Here is a 22,219-nt window from a genome sequence, read left to right as displayed (position 1 = left end):
GCAACCGACGCCTGCCACACTCGGGCTTACAGTTGGGTAACGGCTATTTTGCTGCCGGCCTGACTGGCATCGTGGAACTGCGCGTTCGAGCCATCGCGCCACCGTTCAAGCAATTGCGCCTGACGCTGTTGGGCGTGAACGAGGTAGCGCTCCTTGACCGGGCCATAACCGCGCACGCTGTCTGGCAGCTGTGCCAGGTCCTGGGCCAGGGTCAGGTTGTCGGCGGTCAAATCCATCAAGACTTCGTCGAGGACACGTTCATAATTGGCCAGCCAGTCACGTTCCACCTTGCGTTCGTGAGTGTGGCCAAACGGATCGGCCCAGGTGTTGCGCAGGAACCGGAACCTAGCCAGCAGCTTGAAGCCTTGCAGCATCCACGGGCCGAAGCTGCGCTTTTTCGGCTCACGGCCGCTGCCGTTATCATTCAGCAGCGGTGGCGCCAGGTGGAAACGCAGGCGGTAGTCGCCCTCGAAGCCAGCCTGGATTTTTTCCAGGAACTGGCCATCGGTAAACAGGCGTGCCACTTCGTATTCATCCTTGATGGCCAGCACTTTGAAGTAATAACGGGCGACGCTTGCCGACAGTTTGCCCGGTTGCCCGAGCAGCGCCGTTTCCGCTTTCATGAATTGCTCGACTCGTTGCCGGTAACGTTGGGCATAAGCCTTATTCTGGTACGCCGTGAGAAATGCCATGCGTCGTGCCAGTGTTTCTTCCAGGCTTTGCGACAGCAAGCGATCTGTGTTCTGCACTTTACCTGCTTCCAGTTTGCGCAAGACCCGTGGCAAGTCTTCGGCACTGCGCCGGCCCCAGGCAAAGGCGGCGAGGTTGAAGGGCACCGCAGTGCCATTCAGTTCGATAGCCTGCAGCAGCGCGGCTTCGCCCACCGGTAACCAGCCTTTCTGGTAGGCGTAGCCGAGCATGAAGGTGTTGGTGGCAATCGAATCGCCCGTCAATGCCGTGGCGATTTTGCTCGCGTCGACAAAGTCCGCCTGGGCATGGCCAACCGCTTCGGCGATTTGTGCCGACATGTTGTGGGTGTGGAATTTCGGGTCCGGGTGCTTCAGCAAATCTCCGCTTTCCGCCTGTTGGGCGAAGGTCCGCACGAATGCGCTGGTGATGGTTTCTTCACTGTTGATCAGCGCATGGGTAACGCCTTGACGCAGCTTGGACAAGGTTTCGGTATTGGCACTGACCACCAGATCGCAGCCTAACAGCAAGGCTGCTTCACCTTCGGCAATACGGGGTGCGAACAATTGATCCTGGTGCGCGGCAATGCGGATGTGCGACCACACCGCGCCGCCTTTTTGCGCCATGCCGGCCATGTCCAGATTGAGCGTGCCTTTGCCTTCGATAAACGCTGCCATTCCTAGCAAGGCGCCGATGGTCACCACGCCGGTGCCACCCACGCCGGTCACCAGAATGCTGTAGGGCTCATCCAGCGTAACGGTTGATGGCGTGGGCAATGCCCATAATTCATCCGCTTTGGCTGCCAGCGCTTTGGGTTTGCGCAACGAGCCCCCTTCGACCGTGACGAAACTCGGGCAAAAGCCGTTAAGGCAGGTGAAATCTTTGTTGCACGAGGACTGGTCGATTTCCCGTTTGCGGCCGAACTCGGTTTCCACCGCCACCACCGACATGCAGTTGGATTTGCTGCTGCAATCGCCACAGCCTTCACACACCGCTTCGTTGATCACAACCCGGCGTGCCGGGTCCGGGAACTTGCCGCGCTTGCGACGCCGACGTTTTTCCGCAGCGCAGGTCTGGTCATAGATGATTGCGGATACGCCTTGGAACTGGCGCAGCTGTTCCTGCACTTCGTCCATCTGGTCGCGACGCAGCACCGGCACGCCGTCTGCCAGTTCATGGATGTGCTGATATTTCTCGACATCTTCGCTGACCACCACCACACGCTGCACGCCTTCGGCAACGAGTTGCCGGCTGATTTGCGCCACGCTGAGGCTGCCGTCCACCGGTTGGCCGCCGGTCATGGCCACGGCGTCGTTGTAGAGAATCTTGTAGGTGATCTGCACCTTGGCCGCGATGGCAGCCCGAATCGCGAGAATGCCGGAGTGGAAATAGGTTCCGTCACCGAGGTTGGCGAACACATGTTGAGTAGTGGTGAACGGTGCCTGGCCGATCCACGTCACGCCTTCGCCGCCCATCTGACTGAAAGTCTGGGTTTGCGGGTAGATCCAGGCGGCCATGTAATGGCAGCCAATGCCCGCCAGTGCGCGACTGCCCTGCGGGACTTTGGTCGATGTATTATGCGGGCAACCGGAACAGTAGTGGGGCACGCGTTCCATCAGGTTACTGAATTGGTCTTTGCTAGCCAGTTGCGCATCCAGCACGGCCAGGCGCACTTGCAGCGGGCCACTTTGGTGCAGACGCAGAATACGCTTGGCCAGCGCACGGGCGATCATCGCCGGGGTCAGGTCGTTGATGGCTGGTAGCAACCAACCCGTGTGCGGCAGGCTCCACTCACCCTTGTCGTCAAACTTGCCGACGATGCGCGGGCGTACGTCCTCGCGCCAGTTGTAGAGTTCTTCTTTCAACTGGTATTCGATCATGTGGCGTTTTTCTTCCACCACCACGATTTCTTCCAGGCCCTCGGCAAACTGCCGGACGCCTTCAGCCTCCAGCGGCCAAACCATGCCGACCTTGTAGACCCGCAGGCCAATCTGCTGGGCGAGTGATTCGTCGATGCCGAGGATTTTCAGTGCCTGGCAAACGTCGAGGTACGATTTGCCTGACGTGATGATGCCGATGCGCGCTTTCGCTGAGTCCATCACGACACGGTCGAGGCGGTTGGCCCGGGCATAGGCGAGGGCAGCATATAGCTTGTGTTCCAGCAGGCGCTGTTCCTGTGCCAGGGGCGGGTCTGGCCAACGGATATTCAAGCCACCTTCGGGCAGCGGGATATCGGGAATGATCGGTTGTACGCGATGAATGTCGATGTCGACGACGGCCGCGCTCTCTACGGTGTCGGCCACCGCTTTGAGGGCGACCCAGCAGCCGGAATAGCGCGACATGGCCCAGCCATGCATGCCGTAGTCGAGGTATTCCTGCACCCCCGATGGCGCCAGCACCGGCATCATCACCGCTTTGAAAATGTGCTCGGTCTGGTGCGGTAGTGAGGAGGAGCGCGCGCCATGGTCATCTCCGGCAATGGCCAGCACACCGCCAAATTGCGAGGTGCCGGCGGCGTTGGCGTGGCGGAACACATCGCCGCAGCGGTCGACGCCCGGCCCCTTGCCGTACCACATGCCAAACACGCCATCGTAGGTGGCGCCTTCGAAGAGATTGACCTGTTGCGTACCCCAGATTGAGGTAGCAGCGAGGTCTTCGTTCATGCCTGGATGGAACACCGTGTGGTGTTCCTTGAGGTAGTCGCGCGCCTTCCACAATGCCTGGTCAAAACCACCCAGCGGCGAGCCACGGTATCCGGAAATAAACCCGGCGGTGTTCAGACCATTGGCCAGATCGCGTTGGCGCTGCATCAGTGGCAGACGCACCAGCGCCTGAATGCCGGTGAGCAAGATTTTTCCAGTGTGCTGGACGTATTTGTCATCCAGAGATGGGGGCACACTCATGTTCATCCTCCAGGCTTTATTGTCATGGCGGCGCCAGGAGAGCGGCGTTGCCTAGTTATTGGCTGGAGTCTAGGGAGCGGTTTTGCCATCGTAAAATCACAAAAACAATGGGGCGGTATCGGTTATTCAAATACCGGTATGCACACTGTTCTTCACGCTGTTGTAGATAAAGCCGGTTACCGGTCTGGTGTCATTTTCACCTTGTTTCTGGCTTGATATCCCCACAGAAAATATCCACGTTGCCATCGGCCGGTGTGGTCCTTACCACTAAGTAATATCCACCAGAAAGCAGCTCTGACAGCGCCACTGGCGCACTTCGTGAATAGGTCCAGCCGCGCGTTGCAGAAATGCGATTGGTATTGATCCGGTCATTCATTGCATAGGCGACAGACCCGGGCCGCTCGCAGCTGCCTTTGTTGATAAACGTGTAGAGATTCAAGGGCCGAAGAGTGCCGCTTGGAACTCCACTGACGACAAAGGAAAACGCTGTCTCATTGCCCTGAACGGCCAGCGTTGTATTGGCGATCTGACCGCCGTTGCGTGGTGTAGCGTTCAAGGGAACAGTCACTGTCTGGCTTGATGAATTCGTACAGCCGACGATTATCGCAGCGGCTAGGAGTGCCGCTGTCTGGGTTCCCGATTTCATGGTCACCTCCTGTACTCAAAAAAGCACAATCCAGGGCCTTTGAGTATAGGTCGGGAGTATTTGACCAATACCAAAATGCATTTCAGCAATACTCCCAATCGTTGTCTCAAACCTCCCCGTCCCGTCTACTTCAGTCCATACCGAAAGCCCACGGATCAGCGCTCATTGGCGCGGTCCAGACGGCCCAACGCTTCGGCTGCCAACAACAATAAAAAAGTAATGGGAGTGTTGATGATCGACGCAAAGCTAAAGCCGTTAAGCCTGGCTGTCTGGTTCAGCGTGACCGGGTGTGCCTTGACTGTTGGCGCTGTGCAGGCCGCCGAGTTTGATACCGGCAATCCGGACTGGACCGCGCGCTGGGACAACACCGTGCGTTACAACCTGGGCATACGGGCCGAGGGGCGCGACTCCGCGTTGGCCAATAACGCCAGCTACGACGAGTCCGACGCCAAGTTTGATCGGGGCGATGTGGTGACCAATCGGGTCGATGTGATGAGCGAAATGGAGGTCGCGTACAAGCAGTACAACGGTTTTCGCATCAGCGGCGCGGGCTGGTACGACCAGGCTTACGAAAACACCGACGTCGAAACCAGCCCCGGCAATGTCTACTACCCCGGTGCGTTTCCCGGTACGAGCACGCCGAGCTACAACAACGGTAAATACTCCAGCTTCACCAAGCGCTATCACCGTGGCCCTAGCGGCGAGTTACTGGACGCCTTTGCGTTTACCCGCTTCGATCTCGGCGAGATTCCGGTCAGCGTGCGTGCCGGCCGGCATACCGTGTACTGGGGCAACGGCCTGCTGATTGCCGGGCATGCGGTGTCCTACTCGCAAGCACCGTTGGATGGGCGCAAAGCGGTAAGCAACCCAGGAACCGAGACCCGTGAAATCTTCCTGCCGTTGACGCAGATTTCAACCCAGGCTCAGGTCACCGACAAGTTGTCGCTGGCAGCGCAATACTTCTTCGAATGGGACACCACGCGCGCACCTGAAGGCGGTACCTATCTGGCTTCCGCCGACGTCGCCCTGGAAGGGCCGGACCGTTTGCCGTTGTTCAGCGGTGTTTCGCGGCCGTTGATTGACCCGGTCAAACCCAAGGACAGGGGCAACTGGGGCGTGATGGGCACCTATAGCTTCGACTTCCTGCATTCGGAGGTCAGCGCGTTCTATCGCGAATTCGATGACTACAACCCGTGGGGCCTGCAAGTGGCACCGACTTTCGCCCGTTACGTGTACGCCGAGAACGTCAAGCTCTATGGCCTGGGTTACTCCGCAGGTCCGGTGCTGGGTGGCGGCTCCCTTGGCGTAGACCTGTCGTATCGCCAGAACACCTCGTTGGTCTCCAGCAACATCAGCACTGCCGACAACCAGGGCGCTCGCGGTGACACCTGGCACATGGTGGTCAACGGCCTGTGGTTGCTGCCGCGCACTGATTACTTCGACACCGGCAGCCTGATCACCGAAATGGCGTTCAGTCATGTGCAACGGGTGACCAAGCACGAGGAACTGTTCAAAGGCGAGGGCTATGGCGGCTGCCCGGAGGGGCAGGACAAGCACTACGGCTGCGCCACCAAAAATTATGTCGGCCTGGCCGTGAGCTTTGCACCGCAATGGCTGGGGGTGTTCCCCGGCTGGAACATTTCCACCCCGATGAGCGTGGATTACGGCGTCAGCGGCAATGCCGCAACGGGCGGGGGCAACGAAGGCAAATACACCTGGAAAGCCGGGGTCAAGGGCACCTACGACGAGCGTACTGACGTGACCCTGTCGTACATCGGGTACGGCAGCGAACGCAAATATGGCGATATTGCCGGTGTCGGCAAAACAGTCGTCGGGGGAACCGGCGACGTTGGCCTGACCGACCGCAATTGGGTCTCGCTGACGGTCAGTACCGCGTTCTGAACCGCCCTGAACTGCACTGCAGTGATCACCGGACTCGGCGATCACCCATCTGAATGGAGAACGTAATGACGGTCAATTCTTATGCGATAGGCCTGGTGGCCATTGCTCTGACGGGGGCGACAGTCGCTGATGACACCTCTACCGCAGCCGATCTGGGCGGCAGACTCACGCCGTTCGGGGCGATTGTCGCGGGCAATGCCGCTGGCACCATTCCGGCCTACGACGGTGGTTTAAAAGTCCCGGCCGGGCTGGTCCCAGGCGACGGCAACTGGCCCAACCCGTTTGCCGATGAAAAGCCACGCTTGCGCATTACCGCAGCCAACGCCGATCAGTACGCCGACCAACTGGCAGCCGGACAACTGCAATTGCTCAAGCAGAACCCCGACACCTATTACCTTGAGGTGTACCCCACCCACCGGACAGCAACCTTTCCGGCGAATTTTCTTGCTGCCACCCAGCGCAATGCTGGCCGCAAGGACTGCAAGACCGAGAACGACGGTCTGTCGATCAGCGAAGGCTGCCGGGGCGGTCTGCCGTTCCCACTGCCGCGAGATGGCCGGGAACTGATGTGGAACTACATCCTGAACTACCAGGGTGTGAATGGCTGGGACTGGAACCACAGTGCCTATGTCGTCAATGAGGGTCATGCGACGTTGACCAATACCAACCGGTCCACCGGCGAAAAACCCTTCTACCAGATGGACGTTCCCGGGCGTGATCCGAAAATCGCCCAACGTATATGGTCGCGCATCGTTGCGCCGGCCCGTACGGCCGGGCAGGCATCCGGGTATTGGGATTACCTCGACCCGGTCGCTGACTCTCGATATGCCTGGAGCTACAGCACCGGCCAGCGCCGCGTGCGCAAGGCTCCGGAATTCAACTACGACACCCCCAACTCGGCGTTCGGCGGGGTCGCGTTCTACGACGAAATCTTCCTGTTCTCCGGAAAGATGGACCGTTTCGACTGGAAGCTGGTGGGCAAGAAGGAAATGTTCATTCCCTACAGCAACTACACGCTGAAGTGGGGTTGCGACATGGACAAGAAACTCATGCCCAAACACATCAACCCCGCCTGTGAACGCTGGGAGCTGCACCGTGTCTGGGTGGTGGAAGCGACCCGCAAGGACGGCGTCCGCCACGCGCAGAAAAAACGTCGCTACTACATCGACGAGGACACCTTTGGTGCTGCGGTCTACGACGCCTGGGACGACAGCGGCGCACTGTTCCGTACCGGCTCGCAATACAACATCGAGGCCTATGGCATTCCCAATAACCCGCAACAGGATTCCTACTCGTTGTACGACTTCACCCGTGACCAGTACGGCATGTTCGGCAACGGCCCGACGCGCTACCGCCAGGAACCGGTCGCCGAGCGTGAAGCCAATCCGCAGACCATCGCCGGTGGCCAGACCCGCTGACCTCATGCTCCTTTTCGGCGCTCGTCACGGGCGCCGATTTTTTTATCCGTCCCGAGACCCTTTTATGAGCGAGATTGTGCAACGTTTAGACGGCAAGGTCTGCGTGATCACCGGCGCCGGCAGTGGCATCGGCCGCGCCTCGGCACTGCGTTTTGCCCGGGAGGGCGCCACGGTAGTGGTCACCGACCTTTTCGCCGAATCGGCGCAGGCCGTGGCAGCTGAAATAGGCGCCAAGGCAATGGCCATGCAAGTGGATGTTGGTGAGGAAGACGCCTTGCGGCAGATGGTCGAGCAGACCGTCGAGACCTTCGGTCGTATCGACGTATTGTTCAATAACGCCGTGTACAGAAACCCGGCCACAACCCGCGATATCGACTTCATCAACTTCAACACCGAGCTGTTCCACAACTGCATGCGGGTCAACGTGTTGGGCGGCGTGCTGGCGTGCAAATACGCCTTGCCGCACATGCTCGCCCAGGGCAGCGGTTCGATTCTGTTCACCTCGTCCACCAGCTCGATTGCCGGCGAAATTTCTCAGTTCAGCTACGGCGCCTCCAAGGCCGCGCTCAACTGGTACGTGCAAAGCATTGCCGCCACCTTTGGCAAACGCGGCATTCGTTGCAACGGCATCCTGCCGGGAGTGATTCGCACGCCAGCCATGGAAAGTTGGGCCAACGAGGCGATGAAGTCGGCCTTTCTCGACCTGCAAAACGTACCGCAACTGGGCGAGCCGGAAGACATCGCCGCCATGGCCGCTTTCCTCGCCAGCGACGACGCCGCCTACGTCAACGGCACGCTGATGCGCGTGGACGGCGGCATGAGTTGCGGCACGCCGATGGTGCCGGTGGTGCGCAATTTCCTGTTGCCCCAGGCCTCGGTCTGATCCCGATCCATTCACTGCACTGGAGCCCGTTTTATGGCACTCGAACAGGAACGCTTCATCCTCGACATGCTGGCCGCCTGGGGCGATGGCCGCGACGGCAGCCGCCCCGATATCGAACGCATTATGGCCACCTTCGCCGACGACGCCATCTGGCAACTGTGGGTGCCCGGTGGTCCTGTGATCCGGGGGCGCGACGCGTTACGCCGGGAGATAGAGCGACAGATGAGTTATGTCACGCATAACCGTTGCACCACGCGCCACATCGTCTCTTCGGAGCGCGTGGTGATGACCGAACGCGACGATTACTGCGTCAACAACGGCGTCCCCATGCCGCACTCGATGGTGGCGGTGTATGAGCTGGACGAACACGGACTGATCTGTGCCTGGCGCGAGTACCTGGACACCGCCGACCTAGCGAAGAAAAAGGGCGTGCCGCTGGAGCAGGTAGGCGGGCCGAACGCTGGTAGCACCAGCACCCATTGAGAGCGGCGCTGGACATCAGCGCCTGAGGAAGACCCCGTATGCCAACAACAATAAATGCGACTGTTGATCCAGTCGAAGAAAAGCTGCGCACCTTTGTCGAAGGGCTGCTGGGCGGGAACATCACGGCCATGCAACGCCTGCTGCGCTGGCGCCCGGCGTGGAACCTTGAACTGCAACGCGATGGCGAAACCCTTCAACTGCATATCCGTGGCGAGCGCGGCGGTGATGTCAGTCCATTCCCGGAGCTGCGCCGGGAGGCGGATATTCTCACCTTGCTTGGTCAGCAAGGCGTGCCGGTGCCGCGTATCTACGGCTTCTGCGAAGACCCGCAAGCGATCGTCATGGAGTTGGTGCCGGGTAGTCGTGACGTCAGCACGGCGAACAGCAATGCCGAACGCCATGCCGTCGCACGCCAATGGGTCGACGCCATGGCGCGCATGCACCAACTGCCGTTGCAACCCTTCATTGCGCAGGGCATTCATCTGCCGATCAGTGCCGAGGACATTACCCTCGCAGGTTTGGAAGCCTATTACCCGCTGTATGCGCGCAATAAAACCAGGCCTCAGCCTCTGGCCGAATTCGCCCTCGGCTGGTTGCGCCGCAATGTGCCACAGCACCGTACCCAGCCTGCTTTCGTTCAGTACGACTCGGGGCAGTACCTGTTCGAGAACGGACAGGTGCAGGGTCTCTACGATTTTGAATTCGCCATGATTGGTGATCCGTTGGCTGACCTGGCTTCGGCGCGGATGCGCGACAATTACGAGCCGCTCGGAGACAGTTTCGCGGACCTGTATCGCTACTATCAGCAAGTGACCGGCGAGCCGGCGGACCCTGATGTCGTACGTTACCACACCGCACTGTTCGCCACCGTCAGCACGATGCAATTCTCGGCATCGGTGGCCACGCCACAACCAGGCGACCCGCACGACATCTACACCGAGTTTGATATCGCGTTGCGCCGGGTAGTGGTGCATGCGCTGGCCGAAGCCATGGGTGTGCCGCTGCAAACGCCAACACTGGAGATTGTCAGCAGCGGCCCGAATGCGCAGTTGCTGACCATGCTCGGCGATGCCCTGGCGCAGGTGGAAGTCGGCAGTGACTTCCAGAAAACCAACCTGCGCGCAGTGAGCAAATTGGTTGAGTACCTGGGCCGTGGCGATGCCATGGAATTGCGTTTGCGCGAGCTGGAACAACAGGAGGCGCAAGTCCTGCTCGACCGCACTTTCAGTGACTACAGCGAGATTGATGCAGCGCTGGAAGCCTTGGTCAAAAGCGCCGGGCCCGAATACGACGAACCCTTGCTGCGCCTGTTCATGGCGCAAATCGAACGACGTGTTCTGGTCTACGGCAGCACCGCCATTGGCGCCTCCGCCAGCCACATCGACCTGCCACCCGTCGCCTGACAGGGTGAAACCTTTCTCGCCCGGTGGCTGGTCGCCGGGCCTTCGTTTTCGGAGTGCTTATGTCTGTTTCTGATGATGCCTTCCTGCATCGCTATGGTCCGTGGGCGGTGATTGCCGGTGGCTCCCATGGAGTGGGCGCGGCGTTTGCCCGTACCCTCGCCGAGCGTGGCCTCAACTGCGTGCTGGTGGCGCGCCGTGGCGGCACCCTGGCGCAATTGAAAGGCGAATTGGAGCAACGTTACGCCATCGAAGTGCTGGTGGTGATCCAGGACCTTTCTCAACCCGATGCCTGTGAGCGTTTGCTCGCAGCTGTCGGTGATCGGCAAGTTGGTCTTTTTATCTACAACGCGGGTGGCGATCCTTACATCACACGCTTTCTCGATACCTCGGCCGAGGACTGGGGCGCCTTGCTGCGCCTCAATTGCTTGACCGTGATGCAATGCAGCCACGCCTTTGGCGCTGCGATGCTGGAGCGCGGGCAGGGCGGCTTGCTGTTGGTCGGTTCCCAGGCAGCCTTGGGGGGAATTCGCAAACTGGCGATGTACACCGCAACCAAGGGCTTTGCCCTGAACCTCGGCGAATCGTTATGGGCGGAGTGGAAAGACCTTGGCGTCGATGTGCTCAACCTGCTCATCGGCACCGTCGACACACCCACCATGCGCGATGCCATGGTCAAACTGAACATTGCCGACGCCCTGACCATGACCTTGCCCAAGGCTGAAGACCTGGCGCTTCTGGCGCTTGAGCAACTGAGTAATGGCCCAACGCTGATTCACCCCGAAGACACCCTTGCCCAAGTCGCGAATGCACCTGGCCCGGCACGCCGTGCTCATGTGCTGAGCAAGAGCGCGGAAGCGGCTGTGTTTATCGGCAACGACTGAGGTCACACACCATGAAAGGCTTTGATAACGCAGAATTCAAGCTCGGTTGGCGAGTATTGATTCTGGCGCTGGTCGGCGTCGCCACCAGTTCCAGCTCGTTGCTGCTGTACAGCTTCAGCTCCATGGTGATTCCGCTGGAACAGGCCATGGGATGGGGCAGGGCGGAGTTGCAGGCGGCAATCACCGCATTGTCGCTGGGCACCATCGTCGCGTCGCAATTGGCCGGCTGGCTCAACTTGCGCTACGGCTTGCGCCGGGTCACGTTGCTGTCGCTGCTGGCGTTGTCCCTGAGTGTCTTCACCCTGACCTGTATCAATGGCTCGATCTGGACCCTCTACCTTGGCTTTTTCCTGGTGCCGCTAGCCGGGCTGGGTACGTTGCAGGTGACCTGGTCGCACCTGGTGAACTTGTGGTTCGAGGACAACCGTGGTCTGGCGCTGGCGATCATCCTCAGTGGCTCCGGACTGGCGGCCATCATGCTGCCGTTGATCACCGCCTGGACGATCAGCCGGTGGAATTGGCAGGCGGGATTCCTCGCGCTGGGCGTGTTGCCGGTACTGCTGGCGTTGCCGTTGGCCTTACGCTGGTTGTTGCCGACTGCCGATGTCAGCGCCCACTCGGCGCAACGCCCCGCCGCCAGTGAACAAACCGGTGGGCTGCTACTGCGCGAGGCGCTGCGCTCATGGCGGTTCTGGGTGTGCAACCTGTCGATGACGTTGGTGGTGTCGTGTGTGGTGGGCATGGTCACCAACATCGTGCCGTTGCTGCAGGACCGTGGACTGAGCGCCCTTCAGGCCAGCCAGATTTTCGCCAGCTTCGGCGTGTCGCTGATTCTTGGCAGGCTGCTGGTGGGTTACCTGATTGACCGGTTGTGGGCGCCCGGTGTTGCCTCTGTGGCGCTGCTGATGCCGGCATTTGCCTGCGGCATTTTTGCCTATGGGGATTCCAGTATTGCGATGTACACCCTCGCCACGTTGTTGGTAGGCGTGGGTGCCGGCGCCGAGTTCGATATCGCTGCCTTCCTCATTGCCCGTTACTTCGGCATGCGCGACTACGGCCGTTTGTTCGGCGCGCACCTGGGCTTGATTACCGCAGGTGCGGCGATCTCGCCGTTACTGTTCGCCGGGCTGTTCAAGCTCACCGGTGGCTACTCGGCCATGCTGCTGTTCAGTTTTATCTGCTTTGTGGTCGGCCCCTTGCTACTCCTGACGTTGGGTGGGTATCCGCGATATCAGTCCGAGCCGTTGGCGGCCAATTGAGTAGGCTGCCGAAGTAAATATGGACAAATAATAGATTAATGTTCAATTATTACTTCAAGTGCAGCCTGACAATAAAACAAACAAGGAGAATGCCATGCGTGCAGCAATCATTTCCGAGCGCAATGCGCCGCCGGTAGTGGGCGAGTTTCGTGATCCGCAGCCGCAAGACGGCTCGGTGCTGATCGATGTCGATACCGCTGGCCTTGGGGGCTGGGATGTACTCGGCGCCTACCGTCTGGGTGTTGAATATCCCTGTGTCATTCGCGGCGAAGGCGTTGGCCGTGCGCCGGATGGCCGCCGGGTGTATTTCGGCGAGCGCTCGGTGTTGCCGTTTGGTGCGTGGGCAGAGCGTACCCTGGTGCCGCAAGCCGAAGTATGGAATGTGCCAGACGACGTGGACGATAAAACCGCGATCAGCATGGGCATCGCCGCGACCGGCGCCATCGTGCCCCTGGAAAAAGCCGCGATTCAGAAGGGTGAGAAGGTGCTGATCCTGGGCGCCACCGGCACTCTGGGTCAGATCGCCCTGCAACTGGCGCGCGGTCTGGGTGCGGGCAAGGTGGTCGGTGCTGCGCGGTCCGGTGAAGCGCTGGGCCGGTTGAAATCGCGAGGTCTTGCCGATGAAGTGGTGACCTTGGGTGGCAGCGATGATGTCGCTGCGCTCAAAGACGCGGCCGATGGTGGATTTGATGTGGTGCTCGATCTCGTGTGCGGTCAACCGATGTTGACGTCCCTGAAAGCGACCAATTGGGGTGCCCGGATCATGACCATTGGCACGGGGGCCGGTCGTCAGCTCAATCTGGATATTGCCGATCTGTTGTTTCGCAACTTGTCGTGCATCGGCACTGGCCAGCGTCCGCCCGCAGACCGTGAACAGATCTGGCTGCGTCTGCTGAAGATCGCCAAAGAGCAGCAGATTCAGGTGGATTACCTGGATTTCACACTCGATCAGGCGGCGCAAGCCTGGGCCGCGCAGGTCAATGGGCCGCACGCCAAAATTACCGCCACGATTCGTCGTTAAGGCCTGTATCGCTGATCGACCTGTGGCGAGGGAGCAAGCTCCCTCGCCACAGGTTCAGTGTCAGCGCTGGCGCTGGTGGCGAAATTCCTCGGGTGTGACACCGAGCTCTTTACGGAATGCGGCACTGAAAGCGGCGGCGTTGTTGAAGCCAGCCTGATAGGCCACCTGTTTGATCAGCAATCGTGGGTCAGCCAATAACGCCACGGCTTTTTGCAAGCGAGTTTGCGCCGCGTACTGGCGCAAGGTCATGCCGGTGGTGTTTTTGCAGCGACTGGACAGGGTCCGCAACGGCAGCTCGCAGGCCCGCGCCAGATGACCCAGAGAGCGGCCTTCGTCACTGGCGCTGTCGAGCAGTTCACGCAGGATGTTGAGTTGCCGGGGGCTGAGTTTTTCAGCGTTGAATGAATCACTGCTCGCTTCGTCGGGCGCGTCGATAAATTCGCGGCGCAGGTCCAGGGCAATGCTGGTGAGCAGGCACTCGGTGTGCAGTTCGCTGGCGAAGCCGGGGTTGGCCACTTCTTCGGCCAGCCGTTGCAACGAGGCGTGCAAGTAGCCGCTTTGCAGATTGAGCATGGCTGCGCTGACGTTGTCCTGCCAGTTCCAGCGATAGCTGCCCAGGACGCCGAGTGAGGAGGGGTCGAATAGACACACAAGGGCCTTTTGCTCTCCGGCATCGTGACGCAGGTGGAACTCGGTGCCGTGGGGAATGAACAATAGCTTGCCCAGGGGTTGGAATTGGGGCGCACCGTGGCTGGAAAAACCGCCGCAGTTAGGCTTGATCTGCGAGCTGGCAGGTAGCATCAAGCGCAACAGGCAACTGTCGCCGGTTTCTATCAAGGCAGTGCCAGTGTTGGACCATTGCGCGTGTTCAACCCGGATGTCGAAGCCTTGCCTGGCCAATGAAGCTTCTGTCAGGAAATTACCTGACGCTTCACAGTCGTACTCGCTGTAGTGGATCGCGTTCATTTTTCAACCTTCAGCCATTTTTATTATTGGCGCTGAAATTCGAAGGATAACGATACGTCAGGGCAGCTACCCGGTCTCGAGTGTAACCAGCCCGTAGACCGAGCTGTTTCATATATTCAGGCGGCAGGTATCAGAAAATCAGATGACGAAAGGCAAAGATATTTCCATGCGTCAACTTCGCTATTTCGTTGCCGCCGCCGACGCCGGCCAGTTTTCCCAGGCGGCGCTGAAGGCGCATGTATCGCAGTCGGCGATTACTGCGGCGGTGTTGCATCTGGAACAGTCCATGGGCGTCAGCTTGTTCGACCGCTTGCCCCATGGCGTGGCGCTGACCGCTGAAGGCAACAAGTTTTCCCAGCATGCGCGGCACATTCTCGACACGCTGCAGGACGCTCTCAGTGAACCGCTGTTTCTCGGCCACGCCATGCAAGGAACCGTGCGTGTGGGTGCCTCCTACACGGTGCTCGGCTACTTTCTGCCAGCGCTGCTGGCACGCTTCAAACGTAGCTACCCTCAGGTAGAGATCGACCTGATCGACATGGACCGCCAGAGCATTGAAGCAGCCCTGAGCAATGGCGACCTCGACTTGGGCCTGGCGATTGTCTCCAACACGCCTAACTTGCACGGTTTTGCTCACCATGTGCTGATTCGTTCGCGCCGCCAACTCTGGCTGGCAAGTCAGCACCCATTGATGTCTGCCACATCGATCAATCTCGAAGACGTCGCCGAGCATGCCTACATCCTGGCCACGGTCGATGAGGGGGAGACCTCCACCATGCGCTATTGGGAATCCCGCGGACTGGCACCCAAGGTGGCTTTTCGCACCTCTTCCATGGAGGCGTTGCGCGGGCTGGTGGGGCATGGTTTCGGTGTGACCATTCTCTCGGACATGCTCTACCGGGCCTGGTCCCTGGAAGGCAAAAAGATTGAAATCCGCCCGTTGGTGGACGTGATTCCACCTATGGAACTGGGGCTGATCTGGCTGCCAGATAACTGTTTGTCGGCGCCGGCCCAGGCATTCCGGCAGTTTCTGATCATGGCCTGCGCCTCTTGATCCCGCTACTGGCGCACGCTGTTGTCAGGCGGCCAGGTGCCGTTGTTCATCAAGCTGTCGAAGGTTTCGGTCATTTCCCGCGCCGGGTTCGGATAGTCGTGGCGCACCCACCACAACCACAGCCCCACCAAGGCACCGACGAAACAGCGCACGGCGGCCTCGCCACGCAGTTGATCGATTTGGTACAGACCCTGTTTCCGGTAGTGTTCCCGGACCTGGATGATCAAGATGTTTTCCAGGTGCGCGAGAATCACGTTCTGTCCCGGGCCGCTGAAGAACGCCGTCGTCAGTGCCGCATGACGTTCGGTGGCGCTGAACAGCCAGGCCGAAACATCCAGCAGGACACGGCGGTCGCCATCGACTTCGGTGACCTTGGTCTAGGGAACGCCAATGGCTTCGTACCCGGCGACGATCAGGTCCTCCTTGTCGCGAAAGTGCGCGTAGAAGGTGGAGCGCGCGACCCCTGTACTGTCCAGTATTTGCTGGACCGTAATTCCCTCGTAGCCCTTCTCCAGCGCCAGGCGATACATGTGGTCCAGCAACAATTCCCGGGTGCGTTGGGAACGCAAGGCGTGGCGTTGACTGGCGTGATTTTTATCGGCTGTTTGCACGGAAGCAAGGTGAGACATTCTGAACCTCGGCAGCGCTTTTTATTGGTTTCATGACGGCGGGTACAAGAGCTTCTCGGCGGTGATCAGCACACAATGACAGAGGATGTTTTGCACCAGTAGGGTTGGTTTTAGAACATTTTAAGTGAAAGTGTTAATTAATTCCGTTTGTGCCGTACAGATTTGCGCTTCTGTTCGTTGTGGCTTTGTTCCTGCGGCCTTACCGTTTCTCCAGTCCGATAGAGACCTGGAGAACAATAATGAATAACGCTCCTGAAACGCCTGCACCTGTTCCTGCGCACATTCCCAAGCACCTTGTCCGCGATTTCGATCTATGGGCAGAGCTCACCGCCCAGGGTGAAAATGCTTACACCTGGGCCGCCGAACTGCACCAGACGACCCCACCGATTTTCTGGATTCCACGTCTGGGCTTTTTACCCGGCACTTGGGTACCTCGGCGTGCCGAGGACCTGCGGCGCATTTTGCAAGACCCTCAGACCTTCAGCAGTGTCGGCTTGACACCCTACGCGATGTTGCTCGGGGAAAGCTGGCGCCTGGCGCCACTGGAAATCGTTCCACCTGAACACGCCAAATATCGCGCATTGCTCAACCCGCTGTTCACACCGAAAAAGGTTGACGCGCTGGAGCAGAACATTCGCCAGTTGGCCAACCAGCTGATTGACGAGGTGCAAGCCGACGGTCGTTGCGATTTCAACGAAGCGTTCGCCAAACCGTTTCCCACGTTGATCTTCTTGACCCTGATGGGCTGGCCGCTGGAAGACCGGCCATTGTTCCAGCACTGGACGCAGACGCTGATCAAAAGCGTCGACCTGCAAACGGTGACCGACAACGCGGGGGCGATCACCGCCTGGATCCGCAACCACATCGCCGAGCGTCGTGCCGATCCCGGTGATGACTTCTACCAGCTATCTGCTGAACAGTCAGATCGACGGTCGGCCGCTGACGGACGATGAAATGCTCGGCATCAACTCCGACTGCGTAGGTCATGCCCGCTGCAACAACGTCGCGCCCGCGCTCTATCCACTCGATGACAACGGCTACATCGCCAGCAGCGGCTTCAGTGTGCCGATTGGGCAAGAGGGGCTGGCAAAACGCGGTGCCCGTGCCTGCCCGGAACGGGTCATCGAGGTTCGCGATACATCCGACGAACACCGGTGAGTACCGCCCTGGAGATGGAAGGCTTACAGCAACCAGCGAAAGAAGAACCACAATGAGCAAAACCTACGACTACATCATTATCGGTGCGGGGTCATCCGGCTGCATCCTGGCCAATCGCTTGTCTGCCGACTCGACCGTTTCGGTGCTGCTGATCGAGAGCGGACCGGATCACACCAGCCCGTTGATTGCCATGCCCCGTGGCATTGGCAAACTGCTCTGCCCTGGCAATCCGCATGTGTGGAGCTACAAGGCCGCACGCGGCGAGGGTATGACCGACGAGCAATGGCTCAAGGGCAAAACAATCGGCGGCTCCAGTTCGGTCAACGGAATGGTCTATGTGCGCGGAGCGCCAGCCGACTATGACCATTGGGAAGCGCAAGGCTGCGCGGGCTGGGGCTGGAAAGACATGGGCCGGCAGTTTGTCGTCCTCGAAGACCACCAGTTGGGCAAGAGCCAATGGCGCGGAGTCGGTGGCCCGCTCAAAGTCACCGTGCACCCGTCGGGCCACGCCCTGTGCGATGCCGTCATCAACGCGGCCGGTGAGCTGGGTGTGGCGCGTACTGAAGACACTAATCATATCGACTCGGTCACCCAGGGTGGCTTTGGCTATCAGCCGCAAACCACTTGGAAAGGCCAGCGATTCAGCGCAGCTAAAGCCTTTCTCGACCCGGTGCGTACACGCCCGAACTTGACTGTTATGACCAGCACGGATGTGCAACGCATCGAGTTCAGCAATCACCGTGCCTGTGCCGTGCTGGTCAACAACAATGCCGGCAAGGGACGCTTCGACGTGCGGCGCGAGGTGTTGTTGTGCGCCGGTGCCATTGAATCGCCGAAGCTCTTGCAACTGTCTGGCATCGGCCCGGCCGCATTGTTGAACTCGCTGGGTATCAGTGTGCTGCACGACGCCCCCGAGGTCGGGCGCAACCTGCGTGAGCACGTGTACATGGCCATGTAGTACCGGGTCACCCGTGGCAGCTTCAATCACTGCTTCCATGGGATTGGGTTACTCGGTGCAGTGGCCCAATACTTTTTGCGCAAGAAGGGACCGATGACCCATGCCGCCCACGAGGCCGGTGGTTTCTTCAAGACGCGCCCGGAGCTGGATCTTCCGGACGCGCAAATCGGCGTCAGCCTCTATTCCATGGACGGCGACGGCAACAAAGTCGAAATCGACAAGCAGCCCGGCCTGACCATCGGTGGCTATTTCCTGCGTCCGCAGAGCCAGGGTGAGGTGCGCATTCAATCGGCGGACGCCACGGTTCCACCCCGGATCAACGCCAATTACTTGAGCGCCGAGATCGATCGTACCTCCGCGATTGCCTTGTTTCGCTGGTTCCGCCGTCTGGCTGCACAGCCGGTGCTCAAGCCATTCATTGTCGGCGAGCTGACACCGGGGCCGAAGGTAGAAAGCGACGCGCAAATTCTTGCCGCGTTCCGCCGCTTCGGCCAGACCGCCTATCACGTTTCGGGGACCTGTCGCATGGGTGCCGACAGCGCGTCGGTGCTCGACCCCGAACTGCGAGTGCGTGGCGTCGAGGGGCTGCGTGTGGTCGACACCTCGGTGATGCCGTGCCTGGTTTCTGGCAACACCAATGCCTCAGCCATGGCCATGGCCATGGCCATTGCCATTGCCATGCGCGCTGCAGAAATTATCACCGGCAAAGTCTCAGGAGATCCAACACCATGAGAGTTCCCTTTACCCAGCTGGACAAGCTGTACATCGATGGTGCGTGGGTGGGTGTCAACGGTCCGCGCGAAGCGGTGCTCAACCCGGCCACCGAAGCGGTCATCGGTCATGCACCGAGCGGTGATCTGCACAGCGCCGACGCGGCCATTGCCGCTGCTCGCAACGCCTTTGATAACGGCCCTTGGCCGTGGTTGAGCATGGCCGAACGAGTCGGGTACATGCGGCGGATGCACGCCGCTTTGGTGGCCAAAAGGGAGCAGCTTGCCGCGCTGATCATTGCTGAAGTCGGTTGCTCGCAAGGCGTGACTTACGCCATGCAGGTGGACATGCCGCTGGGCCATGTGCTGACCGCGATCGAGCAGTCTCTGGACAGTGACAGCCTGCAGATTCCGGTGCAGGCCAATCCCAATCCCTTCAACCCGACCGGGCCGATGATCCTCGGCAGCGGCACGGTGGAGCGTGAGGCGATTGGGGTGGTGGCCGGTATCACCGGCTACAACTTTTCGTTTCTGCTCAATCTGGCCAAGGTGTTTCCAGCCTTGCTGGCCGGCAACACCCTGGTGCTCAAGCCTTCGCCATTTACCCCGTACTCGGCGCTGTTGTTCGGTCAGATCGCTGAAGAAATCGGCCTGCCCAAGGGCGTACTCAACATTGTCACCGGCGGTATTGAAGTGGGCAGCCTGCTGAGCAGCGACCCGCGGGTGGACATGGTCTCGTTCACCGGTTCGGAAACGGTGGGCATGAGCATCATGAGTCAAGCGGCGCCGACCCTGAAGCGCGTGCATCTGGAACTGGGTGGCAAATCGGCATTGATCGTGCGCGCCGATGCCGACATTCAGGCCACCGTCTTGGGGGCCGTCGCCGGGCTGGCGGTCAACGCGGGGCAGGGCTGTGCGTTGCTTACGCGCTTCGTGGTGCATCACTCGGTACGTGAGCAATTCGTGCAATGCGCCAAAGCCATTTCCGGGCAGTGGAAGGTCGGTGATCCGGCGGACCCCAGCGTGATGATGGGCCCGCTGATCCGCGAGTCCCAGCGCGCCAAGGTCGAGCATTTCATCGCCAGCGGCCGCGACGCCGGGGCCACGCTGGTGTGTGGTGGGGGGCGGCCTGCGTACCTGAGCCAGGGCTTTTTCAGCGACATCACCCTGTTCGATGACGTGCGCAACGACATGCTGATTGCCCAAGAGGAAATCTTCGGGCCGGTGGGGGGGGTGATCGGTTTCGACAGCGATGACGGAGCCGTGGCCATCGCCAATGATTCGCGCTTTGGCCTCAACGCTGCCGTGGCCTCGGCCGATGCCGCCACCGCCTACGCCCTGGCCAGACGCGTTCGTGCGGGCAGCGTGTACATCAATGGCGGCAGCGGCAGCCTGCCTTATGCGCCGATTGGCGGCTTCAAACGTTCAGGCCTGGGTCGCGAATTCGGGCCGAACTGGCTTAAAGAGTTCACCCAGGAAAAATCCATCATTTACCCCATCGGGCGCTAGCCATGACGCCCTGCGGCCGGGGTGCAGCCAAAACGACTGACAATAAAAACAAAAGGTGGTTTGCATGAAAAAGATGAGTAAACAGGGGCGCATGCGAGCCCAGCGGGCGATGGTACTGCTGGCGGTCGGGGAAATGGCGTTGGGTTACGGTGGCGCGGTGCTGGCGGCGCCGATCGAACTGTCCAACCCGGACTTTCACCTGCGTTGGGACAACACCCTGCGCTACAACCTGGGGATGCGCATGGAGGACCAGGACCGGCGCATCATGAACAACCCCAACTACGATGAATCCGACGGCAAGTTCGACAAGGGCGACATCGTCACCAACCGCATCGACTTGCTCACCGAACTCGATTTTGCCTACCGCAAGGACTGGGGAGCGCGGCTCAGCGCTGCCGGCTGGTATGACCAGGCGTACCACGATAACGATGTGCGCAGTCATGTTGCCGGCTTCCAGACCAGCTACGACAACGATCACTACAGCTCTGAAGTGAAGCGCTACGTCGAAGGGCCGTCGGGGGAAATTCTCGATGCCTTTGTCTGGAAGAACCTGCGCCTGGGCGATGCTTCGGTGAACGTCAAGATCGGCCGCCATACCAATTACTGGGGCGAGGGATTGCTATTCGGCGCCCATGCGATTTCCTATTCGCAAGCACCACTTGATGGGGCCAAGGCGGTGACCAGTCCCGGTATCGAAACCAAGGAAGTGTTCTTGCCCATCGGGCAGATTTCCGTCAAGGCCCAGGCCACCGACAACCTGACCCTGGCCGCGCAGTATTTCTACGAATGGGATTACACCCGTATCCCGTACGGCGGCACCTACTTCGGCGCGGCGGACCCGTTTTTCGAAGGCCCGGACCGCTTGCCGGTAGCCCCGGGTTTTTCCTTTAACCGGGAGAAATCGAAATACGGTCGCGACTCCGCCAACTGGGGTCTGATGGCCAAGTACGACGTTGAAGCAATTCAATCGACGTTGGGCGCGTATTACCGCCAGTTCGATGACTACCAACCCTGGCTGGCGCCAGAAGTCTCGGCCGCTACCGGCAGCTACCGTCTGGTGTACCCACGCAGCGTCAAACTGGTCGGCTTGAGTTTGTCGACTGTGCTCGACACGGTGTCGATCGGAAGCGAGATTTCGTATCGCAAGGGCGGTGCGTTGAATGCGGTCGGCGTCGATCCTTCTGACAACGAAGGGCCGCGTGGCGATACGTTCCACTTCGTCGCCAACGCCGTGTATGGCGTGCCGCGTAACTTTATCGCCAACAACGCCACGCTGATCGGCGAGTTCGCCTACAGCCACCTGCGCAAAGTAACCGAGCACGAAGAACTTTACCTGGGTGAGAACAGCAGCAACTGTGTCGATCCACGAGTCGGCACGCCCGGTTCAGGGGACAAACGCGACGGCTGTTCGACCCGAGATTACGCGGCCATCGCGGTCAATTACACACCGCAATACCTGTCGGTATTTCCATCTTGGGACATGACCGTGCCGCTGACCGTCAATTATGGCCTGTCGGGCAACGCCGCCAGCGCCGGCGGTGGTAACGAAGGCGCGTTGACCTGGTCTGCCGGCGTGCAGCTGACGTATGCCCAGCGTTACGAATTTGGCTTGCGTTACTCCGACACCGACGCCCAATCGAAGCACATTCCCGGGGACACCGTCGGGGGTAACGGCGCCGTAGGCGGAACCGACCGTGGCTGGCTGGCCTTTACCTTCAAAACCTCCATCTAAAAAAGCCAAGAAGCGGA

Annotated in this window: 18 protein-coding genes and 1 pseudogene; 14 read left to right on the top strand and 5 right to left on the bottom strand. The window is 59.9% G+C overall.

Translation table 11 applies throughout. The features are described from left to right. Positions 1 to 26 precede the first annotated feature (26 nt). Together GQ39_RS14825 and GQ39_RS31555 are read right to left on the bottom strand one after the other, a co-directional pair. Positions 27 to 3,590, bottom strand: coding sequence for an indolepyruvate ferredoxin oxidoreductase family protein (locus GQ39_RS14825; protein ID WP_047531066.1), 3,564 nt, complete (start codon positions 3,588 to 3,590; stop codon positions 27 to 29). Positions 3,591 to 3,786: 196 nt separating this feature from the next. Next, on the bottom strand, positions 3,787 to 4,236 hold the full coding sequence (locus tag GQ39_RS31555) for a hypothetical protein (RefSeq protein ID WP_076961360.1): 450 nt from the start codon (positions 4,234 to 4,236) through the stop codon (positions 3,787 to 3,789). Between the two features lie 231 nt (positions 4,237 to 4,467). On the opposite strand from GQ39_RS31555, the gene GQ39_RS14820 reads away from it, so the two are divergent. From GQ39_RS14820 to GQ39_RS14785, 8 genes are all read left to right on the top strand, one after another. Further along, positions 4,468 to 6,138 carry a DUF1302 domain-containing protein gene (locus GQ39_RS14820; protein WP_032904486.1) on the top strand — a complete coding sequence of 557 codons (1,671 nt, stop codon included), beginning with the start codon at positions 4,468 to 4,470 and terminating at the stop codon, positions 6,136 to 6,138. A gap of 65 nt (positions 6,139 to 6,203) precedes the next feature. After that, positions 6,204 to 7,556, top strand: a complete 1,353-nt coding sequence (locus tag GQ39_RS14815) for a DUF1329 domain-containing protein (protein ID WP_020300833.1) — start codon at positions 6,204 to 6,206, stop codon at positions 7,554 to 7,556. Between the two features lie 64 nt (positions 7,557 to 7,620). Beyond that, a complete protein-coding gene (locus tag GQ39_RS14810) occupies positions 7,621 to 8,439 on the top strand; it encodes an SDR family NAD(P)-dependent oxidoreductase (RefSeq protein WP_081089279.1) in 819 nt (272 codons plus the stop codon). A gap of 33 nt (positions 8,440 to 8,472) precedes the next feature. Beyond that, the gene (locus GQ39_RS14805; RefSeq protein ID WP_047531064.1) at positions 8,473 to 8,922 is read left to right on the top strand and encodes a nuclear transport factor 2 family protein; all 450 of its coding nucleotides are present in this window, start codon (positions 8,473 to 8,475) and stop codon (positions 8,920 to 8,922) included. A gap of 38 nt (positions 8,923 to 8,960) precedes the next feature. After that, positions 8,961 to 10,325 (top strand): phosphotransferase family protein, encoded by a 1,365-nt coding sequence (locus GQ39_RS14800; RefSeq protein ID WP_047531062.1) that lies wholly within the window; start codon positions 8,961 to 8,963, stop codon positions 10,323 to 10,325. A gap of 59 nt (positions 10,326 to 10,384) precedes the next feature. Next, complete coding sequence (locus tag GQ39_RS14795; RefSeq protein WP_047531060.1) at positions 10,385 to 11,206, top strand: SDR family NAD(P)-dependent oxidoreductase; 822 nt, start codon at positions 10,385 to 10,387, stop codon at positions 11,204 to 11,206. An 11-nt stretch (positions 11,207 to 11,217) separates the two neighbouring features. After that, positions 11,218 to 12,465, top strand: a complete 1,248-nt coding sequence (locus tag GQ39_RS14790) for an MFS transporter (protein WP_047531059.1) — start codon at positions 11,218 to 11,220, stop codon at positions 12,463 to 12,465. Positions 12,466 to 12,559: 94 nt separating this feature from the next. After that, positions 12,560 to 13,486 carry a quinone oxidoreductase family protein gene (locus tag GQ39_RS14785; protein WP_047531056.1) on the top strand — a complete coding sequence of 309 codons (927 nt, stop codon included), beginning with the start codon at positions 12,560 to 12,562 and terminating at the stop codon, positions 13,484 to 13,486. Between the two features lie 60 nt (positions 13,487 to 13,546). Here the strand turns inward: GQ39_RS14785 and GQ39_RS14780 are convergent, their stop codons facing one another. Beyond that, the gene (locus GQ39_RS14780; protein WP_047531054.1) at positions 13,547 to 14,452 is read right to left on the bottom strand and encodes a helix-turn-helix domain-containing protein; all 906 of its coding nucleotides are present in this window, start codon (positions 14,450 to 14,452) and stop codon (positions 13,547 to 13,549) included. A gap of 142 nt (positions 14,453 to 14,594) precedes the next feature. Between GQ39_RS14780 and GQ39_RS14775 the strand changes: the two genes are divergently transcribed. Next, complete coding sequence (locus GQ39_RS14775; protein WP_047531052.1) at positions 14,595 to 15,506, top strand: LysR family transcriptional regulator; 912 nt, start codon at positions 14,595 to 14,597, stop codon at positions 15,504 to 15,506. Between the two features lie 5 nt (positions 15,507 to 15,511). On the opposite strand, the gene GQ39_RS33385 is transcribed toward GQ39_RS14775, so the two are convergent. Both GQ39_RS33385 and GQ39_RS33380 read right to left on the bottom strand, forming a co-directional pair. Next, positions 15,512 to 15,826 carry a TetR-like C-terminal domain-containing protein gene (locus GQ39_RS33385; RefSeq protein WP_256556022.1) on the bottom strand — a complete coding sequence of 105 codons (315 nt, stop codon included), beginning with the start codon at positions 15,824 to 15,826 and terminating at the stop codon, positions 15,512 to 15,514. 57 nt (positions 15,827 to 15,883) lie between these two features. Beyond that, positions 15,884 to 16,135, bottom strand: a complete 252-nt coding sequence (locus GQ39_RS33380; RefSeq protein ID WP_224788047.1) for a TetR/AcrR family transcriptional regulator — start codon at positions 16,133 to 16,135, stop codon at positions 15,884 to 15,886. A gap of 239 nt (positions 16,136 to 16,374) precedes the next feature. Between GQ39_RS33380 and GQ39_RS14765 the strand changes: the two genes are divergently transcribed. The 5 genes and pseudogenes from GQ39_RS14765 to GQ39_RS14745 all read left to right on the top strand — a co-directional run bounded on the left by GQ39_RS14765 (position 16,375) and on the right by GQ39_RS14745 (position 22,202). After that, on the top strand, positions 16,375 to 17,088 hold the full coding sequence (locus tag GQ39_RS14765; protein WP_052193594.1) for a cytochrome P450: 714 nt from the start codon (positions 16,375 to 16,377) through the stop codon (positions 17,086 to 17,088). After that, positions 17,027 to 17,293: a ferredoxin gene (locus tag GQ39_RS33030; protein ID WP_224788048.1), complete on the top strand. Its 267-nt coding sequence runs from the start codon at positions 17,027 to 17,029 to the stop codon at positions 17,291 to 17,293. The genes GQ39_RS14765 and GQ39_RS33030 overlap by 62 nt, the downstream gene beginning before the upstream one ends. A 52-nt stretch (positions 17,294 to 17,345) precedes the next feature. After that, a pseudogene (locus GQ39_RS33780) lies at positions 17,346 to 18,983 on the top strand (GMC family oxidoreductase). Then, positions 18,980 to 20,470 (top strand): aldehyde dehydrogenase family protein, encoded by a 1,491-nt coding sequence (locus GQ39_RS14750; RefSeq protein WP_047531050.1) that lies wholly within the window; start codon positions 18,980 to 18,982, stop codon positions 20,468 to 20,470. Before GQ39_RS33780 ends, GQ39_RS14750 begins: the two are co-directional and overlap by 4 nt. Before the next feature lie 64 nt (positions 20,471 to 20,534). Then, on the top strand, positions 20,535 to 22,202 hold the full coding sequence (locus tag GQ39_RS14745; RefSeq protein ID WP_047531047.1) for a DUF1302 domain-containing protein: 1,668 nt from the start codon (positions 20,535 to 20,537) through the stop codon (positions 22,200 to 22,202). Positions 22,203 to 22,219 lie beyond the last annotated feature (17 nt).

This window comes from Pseudomonas sp. 11/12A (genome assembly GCF_000800055.1).
GTDB lineage: Bacteria > Pseudomonadota > Gammaproteobacteria > Pseudomonadales > Pseudomonadaceae > Aquipseudomonas > Aquipseudomonas mohnii.
Note: the sequence above shows the minus strand (reverse complement) of the source record. Positions and strands in the feature narration are given on the sequence as shown.